Source organism: Acidovorax sp. Root70, from assembly GCF_001428225.1.
In the GTDB taxonomy this organism is placed as follows: Bacteria; Pseudomonadota; Gammaproteobacteria; order Burkholderiales; family Burkholderiaceae_C; genus Acidovorax.
In genome coordinates, this window is sequence record NZ_LMHQ01000023.1 from 83,442 (window position 1) to 101,917 (window position 18,476).

At 67.4% G+C, this 18,476-nt stretch carries 16 protein-coding genes and 1 pseudogene; 7 read left to right on the plus strand and 10 right to left on the minus strand.

Translation table 11 applies throughout. The features are described from left to right. Positions 1-43: 43 nt before the first annotated feature. The 9 genes and pseudogenes from ASD94_RS12030 to ASD94_RS12065 form a co-directional block, all read right to left on the minus strand. Positions 44-541, minus strand: a complete 498-nt coding sequence (locus ASD94_RS12030) for a GyrI-like domain-containing protein (protein WP_056643619.1) — start codon at positions 539-541, stop codon at positions 44-46. 138 nt (positions 542-679) lie between these two features. Further along, positions 680-1,132: pseudogene (locus ASD94_RS24300) on the minus strand (DUF2798 domain-containing protein); the annotation flags it as partial. A gap of 41 nt (positions 1,133-1,173) precedes the next feature. After that, positions 1,174-2,094 (minus strand): ProQ/FINO family protein, encoded by a 921-nt coding sequence (locus ASD94_RS12035; protein ID WP_235510650.1) that lies wholly within the window; start codon positions 2,092-2,094, stop codon positions 1,174-1,176. 129 nt (positions 2,095-2,223) lie between these two features. Continuing rightward, positions 2,224-3,477 (minus strand): glycolate oxidase subunit GlcF, encoded by a 1,254-nt coding sequence (gene glcF / locus ASD94_RS12040; protein WP_056643173.1) that lies wholly within the window; start codon positions 3,475-3,477, stop codon positions 2,224-2,226. Positions 3,478-3,522: 45 nt separating this feature from the next. Next, complete coding sequence (locus tag ASD94_RS12045; protein ID WP_056643176.1) at positions 3,523-4,344, minus strand: YoaK family protein; 822 nt, start codon at positions 4,342-4,344, stop codon at positions 3,523-3,525. Positions 4,345-4,385: 41 nt separating this feature from the next. After that, positions 4,386-5,513 (minus strand): glycolate oxidase subunit GlcE, encoded by a 1,128-nt coding sequence (glcE, locus tag ASD94_RS12050; protein WP_056643621.1) that lies wholly within the window; start codon positions 5,511-5,513, stop codon positions 4,386-4,388. Positions 5,514-5,781: 268 nt separating this feature from the next. Then, complete coding sequence (amt, locus tag ASD94_RS12055) at positions 5,782-7,323, minus strand: ammonium transporter (protein WP_056643179.1); 1,542 nt, start codon at positions 7,321-7,323, stop codon at positions 5,782-5,784. Positions 7,324-7,359: 36 nt separating this feature from the next. Continuing rightward, positions 7,360-7,698: a P-II family nitrogen regulator gene (glnK, locus tag ASD94_RS12060; RefSeq protein ID WP_015012094.1), complete on the minus strand. Its 339-nt coding sequence runs from the start codon at positions 7,696-7,698 to the stop codon at positions 7,360-7,362. A gap of 43 nt (positions 7,699-7,741) precedes the next feature. Then, complete coding sequence (locus ASD94_RS12065) at positions 7,742-8,452, minus strand: TorF family putative porin (RefSeq protein WP_056643181.1); 711 nt, start codon at positions 8,450-8,452, stop codon at positions 7,742-7,744. A gap of 214 nt (positions 8,453-8,666) precedes the next feature. On the opposite strand from ASD94_RS12065, the gene ASD94_RS12070 reads away from it, so the two are divergent. Continuing rightward, positions 8,667-10,211, plus strand: coding sequence for a YifB family Mg chelatase-like AAA ATPase (locus tag ASD94_RS12070; RefSeq protein ID WP_056643184.1), 1,545 nt, complete (start codon positions 8,667-8,669; stop codon positions 10,209-10,211). 182 nt (positions 10,212-10,393) lie between these two features. Next, on the plus strand, positions 10,394-10,891 hold the full coding sequence (locus ASD94_RS12075; RefSeq protein ID WP_056057218.1) for a MarR family winged helix-turn-helix transcriptional regulator: 498 nt from the start codon (positions 10,394-10,396) through the stop codon (positions 10,889-10,891). A gap of 42 nt (positions 10,892-10,933) precedes the next feature. Here the strand turns inward: ASD94_RS12075 and ASD94_RS12080 are convergent, their stop codons facing one another. Beyond that, a complete protein-coding gene (locus ASD94_RS12080; protein WP_056057215.1) occupies positions 10,934-11,821 on the minus strand; it encodes an amidohydrolase family protein in 888 nt (295 codons plus the stop codon). A 160-nt stretch (positions 11,822-11,981) separates the two neighbouring features. Between ASD94_RS12080 and ASD94_RS12085 the strand changes: the two genes are divergently transcribed. The 5 genes from ASD94_RS12085 (at position 11,982) to ASD94_RS12105 (ending at position 18,422) form a co-directional block, all read left to right on the plus strand. Next, positions 11,982-12,764: a crotonase/enoyl-CoA hydratase family protein gene (locus tag ASD94_RS12085; protein WP_056643187.1), complete on the plus strand. Its 783-nt coding sequence runs from the start codon at positions 11,982-11,984 to the stop codon at positions 12,762-12,764. A 40-nt stretch (positions 12,765-12,804) separates the two neighbouring features. After that, complete coding sequence (locus tag ASD94_RS12090; RefSeq protein WP_056643190.1) at positions 12,805-14,682, plus strand: feruloyl-CoA synthase; 1,878 nt, start codon at positions 12,805-12,807, stop codon at positions 14,680-14,682. Between the two features lie 29 nt (positions 14,683-14,711). Then, positions 14,712-15,476: an SDR family NAD(P)-dependent oxidoreductase gene (locus ASD94_RS12095; protein WP_056643193.1), complete on the plus strand. Its 765-nt coding sequence runs from the start codon at positions 14,712-14,714 to the stop codon at positions 15,474-15,476. Between the two features lie 102 nt (positions 15,477-15,578). After that, entirely contained in the window at positions 15,579-16,568 is a 990-nt protein-coding gene (locus tag ASD94_RS12100) for a Bug family tripartite tricarboxylate transporter substrate binding protein (protein WP_056643196.1), read from the plus strand. Between the two features lie 123 nt (positions 16,569-16,691). Next, the gene (locus tag ASD94_RS12105; RefSeq protein ID WP_056643201.1) at positions 16,692-18,422 is read left to right on the plus strand and encodes an acyl-CoA dehydrogenase family protein; all 1,731 of its coding nucleotides are present in this window, start codon (positions 16,692-16,694) and stop codon (positions 18,420-18,422) included. Positions 18,423-18,476 lie beyond the last annotated feature (54 nt).

The window sequence follows — 18,476 nt, forward strand, 5'->3', positions numbered from 1 at the left end:
TAGGCTTTTGCGCCTGTTCATCAAGCGTTAATAGCTACATTATTTATAGCACAACACCCACATGGATAGCCACCTTGTCAGGCCCTTCATAGGCCTCGAAGTCGGTACCAAAGCGGCGCTGCACCTGCGGATTGTCGGCAAAGTAATGCCAGATACGCATCCAGGTGTCGATCACCATCTGCGGCATCTCGCCCTCGCCGGTGAACACCAGGTAGTCGCACGCTTCGATGTCCACGCGGTGCGCGCCCGGCACGGCCTGCGCGAGATTCGGTTCGGCCACGGCCACACCGGCCGTGACGTCGAAGGCGCCGTGTTCGTCGGACTCGTAGGCGCTGTACACGCCAAAGATGCGGCCGTCGTCGCCCCGGCTGGGCAGCAGGCGCTCCCAGCTCTGGCTGAAAAAGCGGTTCCACAGCCCCCCAAGGCGCGCGATGGCAGGGTTCATTTCTTCGCTGTTGCGTGTGCGCACGCTGATGCCCGCGACGCTGAAAGCAGGGATCTGGATGCAGGTGGGCGCGGGAAAGGTGATGGTGGCGGTCATGGCAGGTCCTCTCTCTGGGTCGGTCGATGGAATCGGTGCGCCGGCCCGTGGGCGCAACGCGAGAGAGGCATGGTGCGTGCCTACTGCTGACAGCATGATGTCAGTAGCCTGCGCGCAACCCCGGTGACCCGGGGGTGCGCGCAGTGGCGGGATGGGCACGGGATACACCGACAGCCGGTGGTACAGGTCGGCGCGAAACGCGCCGTCGCGCACCTGCTCGCGCAGGTTCAGTGTGGGGAAGGCCACGACCCAGGACAGCGCCCAGGCACTCAGCCACAGGCGCAGGAAGTCCAGCGAGAAGCCGGCCACGCGCACCGTGCTGATCAGCGACACGATGAAGGTCATGAGCAGCGACAGCAGCAGCGGCATCACCCAGGCCGCCGAGCGTGCGGGCAGCTTGGGCAGCCCGAAAAAGGTCTTGCGGGAAGACGGGGCGAGCGAAGAAGGTTGGTTCATTGAAGTTCCAGAAAGCACACCGGTCAAGCAAGGTGCCGCCCCCTCCCTGCAACATCTGCGGGCTGGGGGCCACCACCCCGGCAGGGCCGGCGTTGGTAGGCACGTTGATTGACGTAAACGCTTACGGCAACCCATGAACCGGGTCGCAAGGGGATTCTATCCAGGCCGAGCCGGCCTTAGCCCCCCTGGTCTGAAGGCGCTGCGGCCGCCGTGGACTGAGCCCGCGCGGCTGCCAGGCGGCGTGCACGCTCCAGCTGCTGGCCCACGGTGCGGGGCACCAGGCCGTACATGTCGGCAAAGGCCTCCAGCGTCTGGCCGCTGGCTTCAAAAGCACGCAGCAGGGCCTCGTCCTTGGCGTTGCGGGCCGACCATTCGGCAAAGGCTTCTTCCAGGATGGCATTGGCGGCGTCGTCGCGGCTCAACACCCGCTCAGTGTAGGCCTCGCGCGTGAAGCCCGAGGCCTCGAACGCGGCCATCATGCGGTTGCGCAGCTTGGGCAGCAGGTCTTCGGTGGCGCGCGCCTTCTTGCGGCGATACACCTCCAGCAGCGCGTGGTGCACATGCTCGGGGGCCATGTCTTCCACGGGCTGGCATTGCAGGTCGTGGCGCTTGTCGCCCGCCGCCACGCTTTGCAGATAGCGCGTGGAGCGGGTGTGGATGCCCAGCGCCACCTTGAGTGCTTCGCGCTCGAACAATTCTGGGTGGGCCGCCAGGAGGTCCTGGAAGATGCCGCGCTTGAGCGGGCGGAACACGGCGCCAAACAGAGAGGGGTAGAGCCCGGCCAGCTGCTCCAGCGCGGGGTGCACGCGTTGTGGTGCGCGCGGTGCGCCGGCAGCAGGCGCAGCAGCGTCTGCCGCACCTTCGGCGTTTGCACGGCCCTGCGGCGCCTGGCGCCCATCAGGTTTGCGGCGGCCGCGGCCGCCCCGGCGCGAGCCGTCCTGGCGCCGCTGGGGCGCACCGGCTTCGGCCGACGCAGCAGGTTCAGAGGCCGCCACGGCGACCGCAGCAGCCTCGGTCGGCACGGGCGCGGCCTGGGGTGCTGCAGGCACGACAGGTGCGGTATGGGGTTGTTCTTGTGCGGACACGGAGTCGGTCATGGCAGTGCGGTTCGGGGGCGAATAGGAGACGACAAAACCCTCGATCATGCCAGCGTTGGGTCGGCGGGCACCAAACAGGCCTGATTCTGGCGCGCGCCGGGAGGGTCCGGCGCCTCGCCCAGCGCGCCATCAACCCACGCGCAGCGCCTCGTCCAGCACCTCCACCCAATGTCGCACGGGCGTACCCGTGCCGCTTTGCAGGTGGGTGATGCAGCCGATGTTGGCCGACAGGATCATGTCGGGCGGCTGGTTGCCAAACGCCTCGCCAAGCACGCCGAGCTTGCGGTCGCGCAGCTGGTAGGACAGGTCCGGGTTGAGCACCGAGTACGTACCGGCCGAGCCGCAGCACAGGTGCGCATCGTTGCGCGCGGTGTGCAGCTTGAAGCCCAGCTGATTCAGGTGCGCCTCCACACCGCCACGCAGCTTTTGCCCATGCTGCAGGGTGCAAGGAGGGTGGTAGGCGTACAGGGTGTCCGGCTGGTTCACACGGCCCTGCAGCTTGTCGGCCAGCTCGGGCAGCACGGCAGGCAGCAGCTCCGACAGGTCGCGCGTGAGGGCGCTGATGCGTTCGGCCTTGGCTGCGTACTGCGGGTCGTCCTTCAGGATGTGGCCGTATTCCTTGACGGTGACGCCGCAGCCCGAGGCGTTCATGACGATGGCCTCGACACCCCCCGCCTCCACCAGCGGCCACCAGGCGTCGATGTTGGCGCGCATCTCGGCCATGCCGCCTGCCTGGTCGTTGAGGTGAAACTTGACGGCGCCACAGCAGCCGGCCTTGGATGCGATCACGGTCTGGATGCCCACCGCGTCGAGCACGCGCGCGGTGGCGGTGTTGATGTTGGGCATCATGGCCGGCTGCACGCAGCCCGCCAGCATGAGCACCTTGCGCGCATGCTGGCGCGTGGGCCATGCACCGGCATCCCGGGGCGCGGGCACCTTGGCCCTCAGCGCCTCGGGCAGCAGGCCGCGCACCATTTGCCCGGTCTTCATGGCGGGGGCAAACAGCGACGATGGCAGGCCCTCCTTCAGGGCCCAGCGCAGGGCCTTTTCGCCCACGGGGCGCGGCACTTTTTCATCGACGATCTTGCGGCCGATGTCCACCAGGTGGCCGTACTGCACGCCGCTGGGGCAGGTGCTTTCGCAGTTGCGGCAGGTGAGGCACCGGTCCAGGTGCATCTGGGTCTTGCGGGTGGGTGCCTCCCCTTCGAGCACCTGCTTGATGAGGTAGATGCGGCCGCGCGGGCCGTCCAGCTCGTCGCCCAGCAGTTGGTAGGTGGGGCAGGTGGCGGTGCAGAAGCCGCAGTGCACACATTTGCGCAGGATGGATTCGGCCTCCAGGCCATCGGCGCGGGCGCGGTATTCAGGAGAGAGCTGGGTTTGCATGGAGAGCAGCCTGGGCGAAGAGACAGAAATTTCGGCGTGGGTTCGTCAGCGCGCGGCCGGTGGGTCCGCTGGCGGGCCCAGGCTGGGGTCGCCCGGCGCGGCAGGCGCCGAGGGCTTGCGCAACGGGTGGCGCAGCCGCGCGCGGTCGGCCCACAGTGGGGGCAGCGACAGGGCCAGTAGCACCAGCGCCAGCGGCACCACAAACACAAACCCCACGTGCTTGAAGCCCGCCGCACCCGCGATGCCACCTACCAGAAACATGGCGACCAGCCCGGCAAACATACGCAGCCGGGCCTGGTTGGCGCGCACCTGCGACTCGGGTGCGGTGCCGGTGCGGTTCCAGTACAGCATCTTGCCCATCTCGATGCCCAGGTCGGTCACCACGCCGGTCATGTGGGTGGTGCGGATCTGGGACGAAGACATCTTGGTCACCGTGGCGTTTTGCAGCCCCATGATGAAGGACAGCAGCAGCACCGTGAGGGGCACCGCAAACGGCGTGGGCCAGCTGAGGGTGATGGCGCCCACCAAGCCGAACAGCAGCATGAGCACAGATTCCAGCAGCAGCGGCAGGGCGTAGGTGCTGCGCAGCTTGCGCTGGCGCGCCCAGTTGACCATGATGGCCGTGGTGCCCGCCCCCGACATAAAGGCCCACAGCGCGCCCACGGCGCCCAGCACCAGCTTCATCTGCCCCAGCACCAGGTTGTCGGCCAGCGAGGACAAAAAGCCCGTCATGTGCGAGGTGTAGAGGTGCACCACCAGAAAGCCCCCCGCATTGACCGCCCCGGCGTTGAACGCCAGCAGCAAGCCCAGCACCTGGTTGCTCGCAACCGTGCGGTGGTGTCCGGTGAGGTGAAAAAGGCGTCGCATGGGGAGGGAAGCGTGGATGGCAATGATGGCTGTCGCCTTGCCTACCAGGCCTGCGCCATGCGGCCGGGGTTGAAGATGCCCGCCGGGTCAAAGCTGTGCTTGAGGCGGGCATGGATTTGCTCCAGCGCCTTGGATTGCAATTCAAAAGTGCCGCTAGTGCCCGATTTATTTGCCTCTGCAGCTACAAAAACAGAAGCATTCCCACCCACTGCCCGGGCGGCTTCGCGCAGGGCGTCGCCTGCAGCTTCGGGCGCCTGCACCCAGCGCAGAGCGCCATGCCATTCCACTAGCGGCTGCGCGCCGCCGGGCAGGGCCAGCACCGGGGCCGTGGCGGGCACCGACAAGCGCCACAGCGCATGGCCGGGCAGCGCGGCGCGGGCTGCGAACCAAGGCAAGGTCTGCTCGCGGCAGGCGGTCCAGTCGGCGGCGACGGTGGCGTTGTCCATGCGGGTGCCACCCATGGTTTTGCACGCGGCCTCCACCGCTGCCACGGCGCCGCGCAGGCGCACATACAGGGTGCCTGCGCCTTGGTCGTGCACCCAGCAGCTGGCGTTGAGGGGCAGCGGCTGGCCGCCCCAGGCGTGCAGCTTGCGCAACGCATCGGCCTGGTTGATGCCTTCAAACCGGAGCGTGGCCTCGCCGGGCGCCACGGGCAGCACCTTGAGGCTCACCTCCGTCAACAGCCCCAGCGTGCCCCAGGCACCGGCCATGAGGCGCGACACGTCGTACCCCGCCACGTTCTTCATGACCTGGCCGCCAAACGTCAGCAGCTCGGCCTTGCCGTTGAGCAGCGTCACGCCCAGCAGGTAGTCACGCACGGCCCCCACGCTGGCGCGGGCCGGGCCCGACAGGCCAGCGGCCACCATGCCGCCCACGGTGGCGGCATCTGCAGGGGTCTTGGCGAAATGCGGGGGTTCAAACGGCAGGCACTGGCCTTGTTCGGCCAGCGTGGCCTCCAGCTCGGCCAGCGGGGTGCCGGCCCGCACGGTGACGACCAGCTCGCTGGGCTCGTAGCTCACGATGCCGCGCAGCACCCGGGTGTCCAGCACCTCGCCGTGCAGCGCCAGGCCATGGAAGTCCTTGGTGCCCCCGCCACGGATGCGCAATGGGGTCTGGTCAGCGGCGGCGGCGCGCACGCGCTCAGTGATCGGGGCGAGGGAAAAGTCCATCCGTGCATCGTAGCGGCAGCGGTCGGCCACACGGCTTGGGAGGTGCGTGAATTTTTTGAACAGCGGGTGTGCAAAGGACTGGCGCACGCCCCAGGCGGCCTCTGCACCACCGCTCACACCTGTAGCCGCCCCGGCAGCACGCCGCCCACCGGTACGAAAAAAGCCCGCCGGTGGTCGGCGGGCTGAAATAACCAGAGGAGTAACGCGCTTGTTCTTATGGCAACGCTGCGGTGCCACCAGACACCGCAGCGCGTAGGGCGCAGAGCGATCAGCGGTTGTACGCCGTTTCGCCGTGCGAGGTGATGTCCAGGCCTTCGCGTTCGTCTTCTTCCGAGACACGCAGGCCCACCGTCAGGTCAACCACCTTGTAAGCCACGAAGGACACCACGCCCGACCACACGATGGTCAGCAGCACGGCCTTGGCCTGTGTCCACACCTGGGCAGCGATGGAGTAGTCAGCAGCCGTCACACCGGTCGCCGTCACCCAGTCCGCCACGAAGCCGGGGCCACCCAGGCTGGGGGAGTTGAACACGCCGGTCAGCAGCGCACCCACGATACCGCCGATGCCGTGCACGCCGAACACGTCGAGCGAGTCGTCTGCACCCAGCAGCTTCTTGAGGCCGTTGACACCCCACAGGCAGGCAAAACCACCCACCAGACCGATGACCAGCGCACCGCCGATACCGACGTTGCCGGCAGCCGGCGTAATGGCCACCAGGCCCGCCACAGCACCCGACGCTGCACCCAGCATCGAAGCCTTGCCGCGCATCAGCGCTTCACCCATGCACCATGCCAGCACGGCAGCAGCGGTAGCCACCAGCGTGTTGATGAAGGCCAGGGCTGCAAAACCGTTGGCTTCCAGGGCAGAGCCGGCGTTGAAGCCGAACCAGCCCACCCACAGCAGCGAGGCACCGACCATGGTCAGCGTCAGGCTGTGAGGCGCCATGGCTTCCTTGCCGTAACCAATGCGCTTGCCCACCATGAACGCACCCACCAGGCCCGCCACAGCGGCGTTGATGTGCACCACGGTACCGCCAGCGAAGTCCAGAGCACCCCACTGCCAGATCTGGCCGGCCTTGCTGGTCATGGCGTCGGCCACTTCCTTGGAGGCGTAGGCATCAGGACCCATCCAGAACCACACCATGTGGGCGATCGGCAGGTAGCTGAACGTGAACCACAGGACCATGAACAGCATGACGGCGCTGAACTTGATGCGCTCTGCGAACGCACCGACGATCAGGGCGCAGGTGATGCCCGCGAACGTGGCCTGGAAGGCGGCAAACACCACTTCCGGAATCACGACACCCTTGCTGAACGTGGCAGCGTTGGCAAACGTACCTGCGGCGTTGTCCCAGATGCCCTTCATGAACAGCCGGTCGAAACCACCGATGAAGGCACCGCCTTCGGTGAAGGCCAGGCTGTAGCCGTAGATGAACCACAGGACCACGATCAGCGAGAACGTGACCATCACCTGCATCAGCACGGACAGCATGTTCTTGCTGCGCACCAGGCCGCCGTAGAACAGCGCCAGGCCGGGCAGGACCATCAGGATCACGAGGATGGTGGAGGTCATCATCCACGCGGTGTCACCCTTGTTGGGGACAGGAGCAGGCGCTTCTGCGGCGGGCGCTGCAGGCGCAGCGGCGGCAGCAGCAGCCGGTGCAGCCGCAGCGGCAGCAGGGGCTTCAGCCGCTGGTGCAGTCGCAGCGGGTGCCGAGGCCTCTGCCGTGGCGGGCGCCTGGGCGAGGACAGCCGATCCGCCGGATAGCAGACTCAGCCCCAGAATGAAGGAAGCAAGCAGTTTTTTCATGGCGTTTCTCTTCTTGGATGGGATGCGGCCTCGCCCTTACAGGGCTTCCTTGCCGGTTTCGCCAGTGCGGATGCGCACCACCTGCTCCAGGTGGGTCACGAAAATCTTGCCGTCACCGATCTTGCCGGTGCGCGCTGCGGTCTCGATGGACTCGATCACGCGGTCCACCAGGTCGTCGGCCACGGCGGCCTCGATCTTGACCTTGGGAAGAAAGTCCACCACGTACTCTGCACCGCGGTACAGCTCGGTGTGGCCCTTTTGGCGGCCAAAGCCCTTGACTTCGGTCACCGTGATGCCTTGCACGCCGATGTCGGAGAGCGCTTCGCGCACTTCGTCGAGCTTGAAGGGCTTGATGATGGCTGTCACCATTTTCATTTTCAGTTCCTCCGGAATGGGCGCCGCCGGCGCCCATTGAGACTTACAGGGTTTTGGTGAGCGTGACGATCACGCGCGACTTGTTGACCGAGCCGTAGAAGGCCTTCTTGGTGGCACCAACCACGGCAGCGCCGAGGGACACGCCGCCGCCGAAGTCGTACGAACCGCCCAGGCTGTAGTCCATGAAGTTGGGGGCCGTGATGTCACCACCAAAGCGGGTGAAGCCGACCGACGCCTTCAGCGTGGTGCTGGGGGCCACTTCCTGGGCAAACGCCAGGTTCAGGTAGCCGGTGTTGCGGCCCTTCATGCCAGGACCTGCGTAGGCAAAGTAGTCCTTGGACAGGGTGTGCGAGTACTTGGCCGTCACGGGGCCGAAGGTGGCAGCGCCATAGACTTCGGTGGTGTTGCCCGCGCTGTTGCCGGGGTAGATGTAGGTCAGCAGGCCCACGTCCAGGTCCACGTCACCGGCCTTGAACTTGTAGCCGCCGTAGATGTCGGATTCGAGCGAGTTGCCGGACAGCCAGTTGACGCTGGAGTTCCAGTTGCCCACGTAGAAGCCGGTTTCGCCGAAGGTGTAGTCAAAGCCGCCTTGCAGTGCGGGCTTGACGGCCTTGACCTTGGACGTGTCCTGGTCCTGGCCACGGAACTTGTAGTTCGTGGTCAGGCTGACGTTGGCGGTGAGCTGGGCGCTGGCCAGCATGGGAAGGGTTGCAACAAGGGCAACGCCCAGGGTCTTGATGATGGCGCGGGTCATGTTTCCTCCGGTTGGACAAAGTAGGGACAAGCGCTTTAAGCACGGACCGTGCCACACCAAGGTGCACGGCGCGCTGCACGGTTGCGTTGCGTTACAACAATTCCCAGTACAGTGGCGGTGACCGCGTCCGGCATGTTGCACCCAACTGGTGCAGACACCCAACGGGCCGCGCTAAAAAACCACAAAACGCACCCATCTGGGGAGAAATCGCTTCATGAGTCTTGCTTTGGTGCAAAGCCGCGCCCTTCTGGGGCTGCAGGCGCCTGCAGTCACCGTCGAAGTGCATCTGGCCAACGGTTTGCCCAGCTTCACGCTGGTCGGGCTGGCCGAGGTGGAGGTGAAAGAAGCCCGCGAGCGCGTGCGCTCCGCGCTGCAGAACGCGGGCCTGGAGTTCCCGTCGAACAAGCGCATCACCGTCAACCTTGCCCCCGCCGACCTGCCCAAGGATTCGGGCCGCTTCGATCTGCCGATTGCGCTGGGCATCCTCGCCGCCAGCGGTCAGGTGGACGCCAGCCGCCTGGCAGGCTACGAGTTTGCAGGCGAGCTGTCGCTGTCCGGCGAGCTGCGCCCCGTGCGCGGCGCGCTGGCCACCAGCCTGGCGCTGCAGACGCAGCAGATCGACGCCCAGCTGGTGCTGCCGCCCGGCAGCGCCGAAGAGGCCGCCCTGGTGCCCGCCGCGCGCGTGGTGCGTGCGCGCCACCTGCTGGATGTGGTGCGGGCCTTGTTGCCACCCGGCAGCACGGCCGGTGGCGATGCCGATGTGGCCAACGACGGCTGGACCCGCCTGCAGGCCACCGCGCTCACCGCCAGCACTACCGGGCCCGACATGGCCGACGTGAAGGGCCAGGCGGGCGCCAAGCGCGCGCTGGAGATTGCAGCGGCTGGCGGCCACAGCGTGCTGATGGCCGGGCCACCCGGCTCGGGCAAGTCGATGCTGGCGCAGCGTTTTGCCGGGCTGCTGCCCGCGATGACGGTGGACGAAGCGCTGGAGAGCGCCGCCATTGCCAGTCTGGCGGGGCGCTTTCGGCCCGAGGCTTTCGGCGTGCGCCCCACCGGCCAGCCCCACCACACGGCCAGCGCGGTGGCGCTGGTGGGCGGTGGCTCGCCACCCCGGCCGGGCGAGATCTCGCTGGCCCACCAGGGCGTGCTCTTCCTCGACGAGCTGCCGGAATTCCCGCGCGCCGCATTGGAGGCTCTGCGCGAGCCGCTGGAGACCGGCCACATCACCATCGCCCGGGCGGCGCAACGCGCGGAGTTTCCGGCCCGGTTCCAGATGATCGCGGCGATGAATCCGTGCCCCTGCGGCTTTCTGGGCTCCACGCAGCGCGCCTGCCGCTGCACGCCTGACCAGGTGCACCGTTACCAGGCCAAGCTCAGCGGCCCGCTGCTGGACCGCATCGACCTGCATGTGGAGGTGCCCGCCCTGCCCGCCGAGCAGCTGGTGCAAGCGGCTGCGGGCGAGTCCACTGCCAGCATCCGCGCCCGGGTGGAGCAGGCCCGCGCCAAGGCGCTGGCGCGCCAGGGCAGCACCAACCAGGCGCTGCAGGGGCAGGCCATCGACGCCCACCTGCACCTGGACGATGCGGCCGCCAAGTTCCTCAACACCGCTGCCGCGCGCCTGGGCTGGTCGGCACGCAGCACGCACCGGGCGCTGAAGGTGGCGCGCACCATCGCCGACCTGGCGGGCGCGCCCACCACCGAGGTCAGCCATGTCGCCGAGGCCGTGCAATACCGCCGCGTACTGCGCAGCCCGGTGTGAGTAGCGCTGGCGGCCCTTGAGGCACATCAGCACCTTGACGGAGACAGATATCAAATTGATAGCGCCTGGCGCATGTATCACTAGCGCCTGCGGCTGATTTTGATCAAAAAGAGGGTGCGCAGCACCCAGCGGGCGCTGCGCACCGGCCGCAGGGGCCCGGGCGCCCGGCACAATCTCCCCCCATGTCCAGCGTCCGCTCCCCCAAGAAATCCCCGTCGGTCCCCGCCCCCACAGACACCGCAGCCCCCGCCAACGAGCCCGTGGACACCGGCTTTTTGCGCACGCTGGTGGGCTACAACACGCGGCGCGCGGCGCTGTCCATCATTGCCGTGTTCATGGAACGCATGGCCGTGTACGACCTGAAGGTGGTGGATTTCTCGGTGCTGTCACTGGTGGCGCACAACCCGGGCATCACCTCGCGCCAGCTGTGCGCCACGCTCAGCGTGCTGCCGCCCAACATGGTGGGCTTGATTGCGGCGCTGGAACGGCGCGGCCTGATCGAGCGGCGCCCACACCCGAGCGATGGGCGCGCCATGGGCGTGCACCTGACGCCCGCCGGGGTGGAACTGACGGCGCAGGCCGAGCAGACGGCCGCGCAACTGGAAGAAGACGCCACCAACCGCCTGACGGCGGCCGAGCGCAAGACGCTGATCCGGCTGCTGCAAAAAGTCTACGACTGATCCAGCGGCCGCTCAGCCGGCCACAAGAGGCCTGGATGCGTATCAGGCGGCCGGCGCTGCCGGGGCCTTGTCCAGCCCCAGCAAGCGCACGGCGTTGCCTTTCAGGATGCCGGGCATCACCTCGGGCTTGAAGCCCGCTTCCTGGAAGTCCTTCATCCAGCGCTCGGGGGTGATCAGCGGGTAGTCGCTGCCAAACAGCACGCGGTCCTTCAGCAGCGTGTTGGCGTACTGCACCAGCTGCTTCGGAAAATACTTGGGACTCCAGCCCGACAGGTCGATCCACACATTGGGCTTGTGCGTGGCGACCGACAGCGCCTCGTCCTGCCACGGAAAGCTGGGGTGGGCCATCACGATCTGCATGTCGGGGAAGTCAATCGCCACGTCGTCCAGGTGCATGGGGTTGCTGTACTCCAGCCGCAGGCCGCCGCCGCAGCGCATGCCGCTGCCAATGCCGCTATGGCCGGTATGGAAGATGGCGGGCATGCCGTACTCGGCGATCACCTCATAGATAGGCCAGGCCATCTTGTCGTAGGGGTGGTAGGCCTGCACCGTGGGGTGGAACTTGAAGCCCTTGATGCCGAACTCCTCGATCAGGCGGCGGGCTTCGCGCGCGCCCATCTTGCCCTTGTGGGGGTCGATGCTGGCGAAGGCCGTCATCATGTCGCTGTTGGCCTTGGCGGCCTCGGCGATCTCTTCATTGGGGATGCGGCGGCGGCCCATCTTGGACTCGGCGTCCACGGTGAACATCACCAGGCCAATCTTCTGCTCGCGGTAGTAGGCCACCGTCTCGGCAATGGTGGGGCGGCGGCCGTTCTTGAAGTACTTGTCGGCGGCGCGGTCGTACTCCTCGCCGTAGTTGTCAAACGGGTTCCAGCAGCTCACCTCGGCGTGGGTGTGGATGTCGATGGCGATCAGATTGGCGTGGTCCATGCGTGTCTCCTGGGTTGGCGCCCGCCGGTGCAGCGTCAAACCCCCAGCATGCGCCACGGCGCGTGACGCAGATCAAGGGTAAACACCAATAAAAAACGGGCTTGGCTTGCTTGAATTGGTTATGAACTATAACCACAATTCAACCAACACGAAAGCCTCTATGACCCATCCAGACATCCATTTCGAGCTGCGCGGCGACCACCAGGAAGTGGCCGTGATCCGCCTGACCCGTGCGGCCAAGCGCAACGCGCTGAACGACGGCCTGATCCTCGCGCTGCGCGACCTGTTCGAGAAAATGCCCAGCACCGTGCGCGCGGCCGTCATCGATGGCGACGGCCCCCATTTCTGCGCCGGTCTGGACCTGTCGGAGCTGAAAGAACGCGACGCCGGCCAGGGCCTGCACCACTCGCGCATGTGGCACGCCGCGCTGGAGCGTGTGCAGTACGGCCCCGTGCCGGTCATCGCTGCGCTGCATGGCGCCGTGGTGGGCGGCGGGTTGGAGCTGGCCAGCGCCTGCCATATCCGCGTGGCCGACGAGTCCACCTTCTACGCGCTGCCCGAAGGCTCGCGCGGCATCTTCGTGGGCGGCGGCGGCGCTGTGCGCATCCCCAAGCTCATCGGCGCTGCGCGCATGACGGACATGATGCTCACCGGCCGCGTCTACAGCGCGCAGGACGGCGAGAAGGTCGGCTTTGCCCAGTACCTCGTGCCCGAAGGCCAGGCCTTTGACAAGGCCTTCGAACTGGCCGTGCGCGTGGCGCAGAACGCGCCGCTGACCAACTACGCGCTGATGCACGCCCTGCCCCGCATTGCCGAGCAGCCCGCCGACCAGGGCTTCTTCACCGAAGCCATGATGGCCGCCATCGCCCAGAGCGCCCCTGAAGCCAAGTCCCGCCTCGCCGACTTCCTGGAAGGCCGCGCCGCCAAGGTCCGCAAGGACTGAGCCCGCCCCCAGTCACCCCTTGCCCCTGCTGGAACCCCCTATGAGCGACCTCTCCACCCCCCTCGCCCCGGCCCGCTACCGCCCCGTGACCTTCGGCGTGACCCGCGTCAGCCTGCGTGACGGTGCACCGGGCGTGCGTTACCTGCAGGCGGACCTGCCCCTGGGCGCCTTTGCCCGCCGCGTGACGGACTACCTGGTGCACTGGGCGGAGACCACGCCCGACCACAGCTTTCTGGCACGCCGCGAGCAGCTGCCCGGTGGCAAGACGGGTGACTGGCAGCATGTGAGCTACGCCCAGGCGCTGGATGCCGCGCGCAGCATCGGCCAGGCCCTACTGGATCGGGGCCTGAACGCAGAGCGCCCGGTGGTGGTGCTGAGCGAGAACACTGTCGAGCACGCCCTGCTGGCACTGGGCTGCATCTACGCCGGTGTGCCATACTGCCCCGTGTCGCCCGCCTACGCCACCGTGAGCCAGGACTACGACAAGCTGCGCCACGTCATCGACACCCTCACCCCCGGCTTGGTGTTTGCCGCCGACGGCGCACGCTACGGCAAGGCCATCGCAGCCACCGTGGCGGCCGATGTCGAAGTGATCCTGGCCCAGGGCGCGCTGGAGGGCCGCAAGGCGGGCACCTTCCAGAGCCTGCGCCACACCACCGCCACCCCGGCGGTGGACGCGGCCATGCACGCCACCGGCCCCGGCACCATCGTGAAGTTCCTGTTCACCAGCGGCTCCACCAAGATGCCCAAACCGGTCATCAACACCCAGCGCATGTGGTGCGCCAACCTGCAGCAGATCTCGCTGTCGCTGCCGGTGCTGGCCGAGGCATCGCCCGTGCTGGTGGACTGGCTGCCGTGGAACCACACCTTCGGCAGCAACCACAACTTCGGCCTCACGATGATGCATGGCGGCACGCTGTACATCGACGACGGCAAACCGACGGCCGCACTGATTGGCGAGACCCTGCGCAACCTGCGCGAGATCGCACCCACGGTGTACTTCAACGTGCCCACCGGCTTTGAAATGATTGCCGAGGCCATGAAGACCGACGCCCAGCTGCGCGCCAACCTGCTGTCGCGCGTGCGCCTGTTCTTCTACTCGGGCGCCGGCCTGGCCCAGCCCGTGTGGGACAGCCTGCACGCCACGCAAGAGGCCGCCATTGGCGAGCGCATCGTGATGTGCACGGGCCTGGGGATGACGGAATCCGCCCCCTCGGCCATGTTCTGCAATAGCCCCGACGTGCGCTCCGGCCACATCGGCGCGCCCGTGCCCGGCATGGTGCTCAAGCTGGTGGAGGTGGACGGCAAGACCGAGGTGCGCTACCGCGGCCCCAACGTCACGCCCGGCTACTGGCGCTCCGACGCCGCCACGCGCGACGCGTTTGACGACGAAGGCTACCTGTGCACCGGCGACGCCGTGAAGTGGATCGACGAGAACAACATCCACCGTGGCCTGGCGTTTGACGGCCGCATTGCCGAGGACTTCAAGCTCTCCACCGGCACCTTCGTGAGCGTGGGCCCCATGCGCGCCAAGATCATCGTGGCGGGCGCCCCCTACATCCAGGACGTGGTGCTCACCGGCCTGAACATGAAGGAAGTCGGCGCCCTGCTGTTCCCCTCCCCCGCCTGCCGCGAAGTCGCCGGCCTGGGCCCGGACGCCCCCGGGGCCGATGTGGTGGCCCACCCCGCCGTGCGCCAGCGCATCGAAGCCGTGCTGGACGGGCTGGCCCGCGAAGCCACGGGCAGCGCCAGCCGCGTGGCCCGTGCGCTGCTGATGGCCGAGCCGCCTTCCATCGACCTGGGCGAGATCACCGACAAGGGCTCCGTCAACCAGCGCGCCGTGCTCAAGCACCGCGATGCGCTGGTCACGGCCTTGCACGACGACACGGCACCGGGCATCCTCAAGCCCGGCGCCTGAAACCCCACCCCGAACAGGACAGACCCACCATGCAGATTCAAGGACAAGCCGCCCTCGTGACCGGCGGCGCATCGGGCCTTGGCGAGGCCACCGCACGCGAACTGGCCCGCCTGGGCGCCAAGGTGGCCGTGCTCGACCGCAATGCCGAGCTGGCCGAAAAAGTTGCCGCTGAAATTGGCGGCGTAGCCTGCCCCTGCGACATCACCGACGCCGCCAGCGTGACCGCTGCGCTGGAGAAGGCTGCCGCCGCTCATGGCCCCGCCCGCATCCTCATGAACGTGGCCGGCATCGGCAGCGCCAAGCGCGTGGTGCAGCGCGACGGCAGCGCAGCACCGCTCGAAGACTTCGTGCGCGTGATCAACATCAACCTCATCGGCAGCTACAACGTGAGCCGCCTGTTTGCCGCCGCCTGCAGCAAGCTGCCCACGCTGGACAACGGCGAGCGCGGCGTGATGATGTTCACCGCATCGGTGGCCGCCTTTGACGGCCAGGTGGGCCAGCAAGCCTACAGCGCCTCCAAGGCGGGCCTGGCCGGCATGACGCTGCCCATGGCGCGCGACCTGGCGCAGCACGCCATCCGCGTGTGCACCGTGGCGCCCGGCCTGTTTGCCACGCCGCTGATGAAGGAGCTGCCCGAGGCCGTGCAACAGTCGCTGGCGGCCAGCATCCCCTTCCCGCCACGCCTGGGCAAACCCGAAGAGTTTGCCGAGCTGGCTTGCCATATCGTGACCAACGGCCACCTGAACGGCGAAGTCATTCGCCTGGACGGAGCCCTGCGCATGGCGCCCCGGTAAACAACGAGCGCACCACTTCAACCAACAAATAACAAGAGGGCGCGCAAGCGCCCCAGCTTGACCCCCGAGATTTCCGTCAGACACACACCAGGAGACATCAGCATGACCACCACCCGCCGTCAATTTGTTCAGGCCCTTGGCGCCAGCGCCGCGCTGGGCGCCTTCCACCCCTTTGCCGCCCATGCCCAGGTGGACCAGGTGAAGGTGTACTTCGGCTTCCCCGCCGGCAGCTCGGGCGACACCGTGGCCCGCCGCGTGGCCGAGAAGTGGGCCGGCAGCGCGTTCAGCAAGAACCCTGGCGTGGTGGAAAACAAGCCCGGCGCGGGCGGCCGCATTGCGCTGGAGACGCTCAAGGCAGCGCCCGCTGACGGCTCGGTGCTGGCCGTGGCGCAGGTGTCGGCCCTGGCCAACTACCCGCACATCTACAGCAAGATGAACTACACCGACAAGGACTTCGCGCCTGTGTCGATCGCGGCCATCATGCACCACGGCCTGGCCGTGGGCCCCATGGTGCCCGCCAGCGTCAAGACGGTGAAGGACTTCCTGGCCTGGGCCAAGGCCAACCCCAAGGACGCCAGCTACGGCTCGCCCGGTGCAGGCTCCACGCCCCACTTCCTGGGCGCGCTGCTGGGCATCAACAGCGGTGTGGACCTGCGCCACGTGCCCTACCGTGGTTCCATCCCCGGCGTGACGGACGTGGTGGGCGGCCAGGTGGCGGCCATGGTCACGCCACACGGTGACTTCATCGCCAACTACAAGGCGGGCAAGCTGCGCATCCTGGCCACCTCGGGCCCCAAGCGTTCGCAGTACGTGCCCGATGTGCCCACGTTTGCCGAACAAGGCTTCCCTGAGCTGACCACCGAAGAATGGTTCGGCTTCTACGCCCCGGCCGCCACGCCCAAGCCGGTGATCGCTGCTGCCAACGCGGCCATCAACGCTGCGCTGAAGGAAAAGTCGGTCATCGACAGCCTGGCCATCGTGGGCCTGATGCCCCACGGCTCCACCCCTGAAGAACAGGCCCGCTGGCAAAAGGCCGAGTACGACAGCTGGGGTCCGCTGATCAAGAAGATCGGCTTCACCGCAGAGTCCTGATCCCTCCTGCGCCGCAGCTCCGGACCGACCCCAGTCCGGGCTGCCGCATGGCAAAAAATACAAGAAATCAGCCGCTAGCGCCCATCCAAAAAGCGCAGACAGCTACCAATAAGAGAGCAACTCATGCAAGCCCGCCAGACCCTTGCCGACATCCAGCACCTGCTGACCACCGTGCTGAAGGCGCCCACGCGCTGGCAGGGCCTGGCGCCGTTTGCGGATACCGATGGCGACCTGGCGGCCCAGGTGCTCGACGAGGCGGCCAAGTTTGTGGACAGCGCCATCGCCCCGCTGCAGCGCAGCGGCGATGAAGAAGGCTGCCGCTTTGACAGCGGGCAGGTGCACACCCCCGCAGGTTTTCGCGATGCGTACCAGGCCTTCTGGCAAGCAGGCTGGCCGTCGCTGTCTTGCGCGCCCGACGATGGCGGCCAGGGCCTGCCAGCAGTGCTGGAATGTGTGCTGTTTGAATGGCTGGCCGGTGCCAACCACGGCTGGACCATGGCCCCCGGCCTGCTGCACGGCGCGTACGAATGCATCAAGCACCACGCCAGCGACGAACTCAAGGCGCAGTACCTGGAGAAGGTCGCCACCGGCGAATGGCTGGCCACCATGTGCCTGACCGAAGCCCACGCAGGCAGCGACCTGGGAATGGTGCGCACACGCGGCGTACCCCAGCCCGACGGCAGCGCGCGGGTGAACGGCAGCAAGATTTTTATTTCTGGCGGCGAACACGACCTGACGGACAACATCGTGCACCTGGTGCTGGCGCGCCTACCCGATGCACCGGCGGGGCCCAAGGGCCTGTCGCTGTTCCTGGTGCCCAAAGTGCTTCAGGATGGAACACGCAACGCCGTGGTCTGCGAACGCATCGAAGAAAAAATGGGCCTGCACGGCAGCCCCACCTGCGTGATGCGCTTTGACGACGCCACCGGCTGGCTGGTGGGCGAGCCGAACAAGGGCCTGAACGCCATGTTCGTGATGATGAACGCCGCACGCCTGCACGTGGGCCTGCAAGGCATCGGCCTGCTGGAGGCCGCGTGGCAAAAGGCCAGCGCCTACGCCGCCGAGCGCCGCCAGATGCGCGCCCCCGGCGCCAAGGACACCAGCCTCATTCAAGACCACCCCGCCATCCGCCGCATCCTGCACACGCAGCGCGCGTGGATCGACGGCGGCCGCGTGCTGGCCTACCACACGGCCCTGCAGCTCGATGGGGCCAAACACAGCACCGACGCGGGCGAACGCGCCGCCGCGCAGCGCTGGTGCGCGCTGGTCACGCCCGTGCTCAAGGCCGCGCTCACCGACCAGGCCTTCCACGGCGCCAGCGCCTGCCTGCAGGTGTTTGGCGGCCACGGCTATGTGCGTGAATGGGGCATCGAGCAGATCGTGCGCGACGCGCGTGTGGCCATGATCTACGAGGGCACCAACGAGATCCAGGCCATCGACCTGCTGGTGCGCAAGGTGCTGGCCGATGGCGGCCAGGGCCTGGCAACGCTGCTGACCACACTGCCCGGCGCAGCCCCCAGCGCCGCCGCCAGCGCACGCCGCCATGCCCTGGTGGAGATCACCCAGACCCTGGCGATTGCCGCCCAGTCTGACCCCGAACTGCCCTACTGGGTGGCCGACGACTACCTGCGCGCCGTGGCGCTGGTGCTACTGGAATGGGCCTGGGCCCAGATCGGCGCCGCCCGCCCCCACCGCGCGGAGCAGCAATCTACGGCCGCCACAGACCGCTGGACCCCACCCGCCCAGGCCTTCGCCCAGTGGGTGCTGCCCGAATTCGACCTGCGCACCACCATCCTGCGCCAGCGCATTGCCCAGGCGTTTGAATTCAGGCCCCAGGAGGCTACAAGCGCATGATTTACATGCGCCTGCAGCTCCTGATTCAGTAGCAAAACACCTTCCATCGATCTC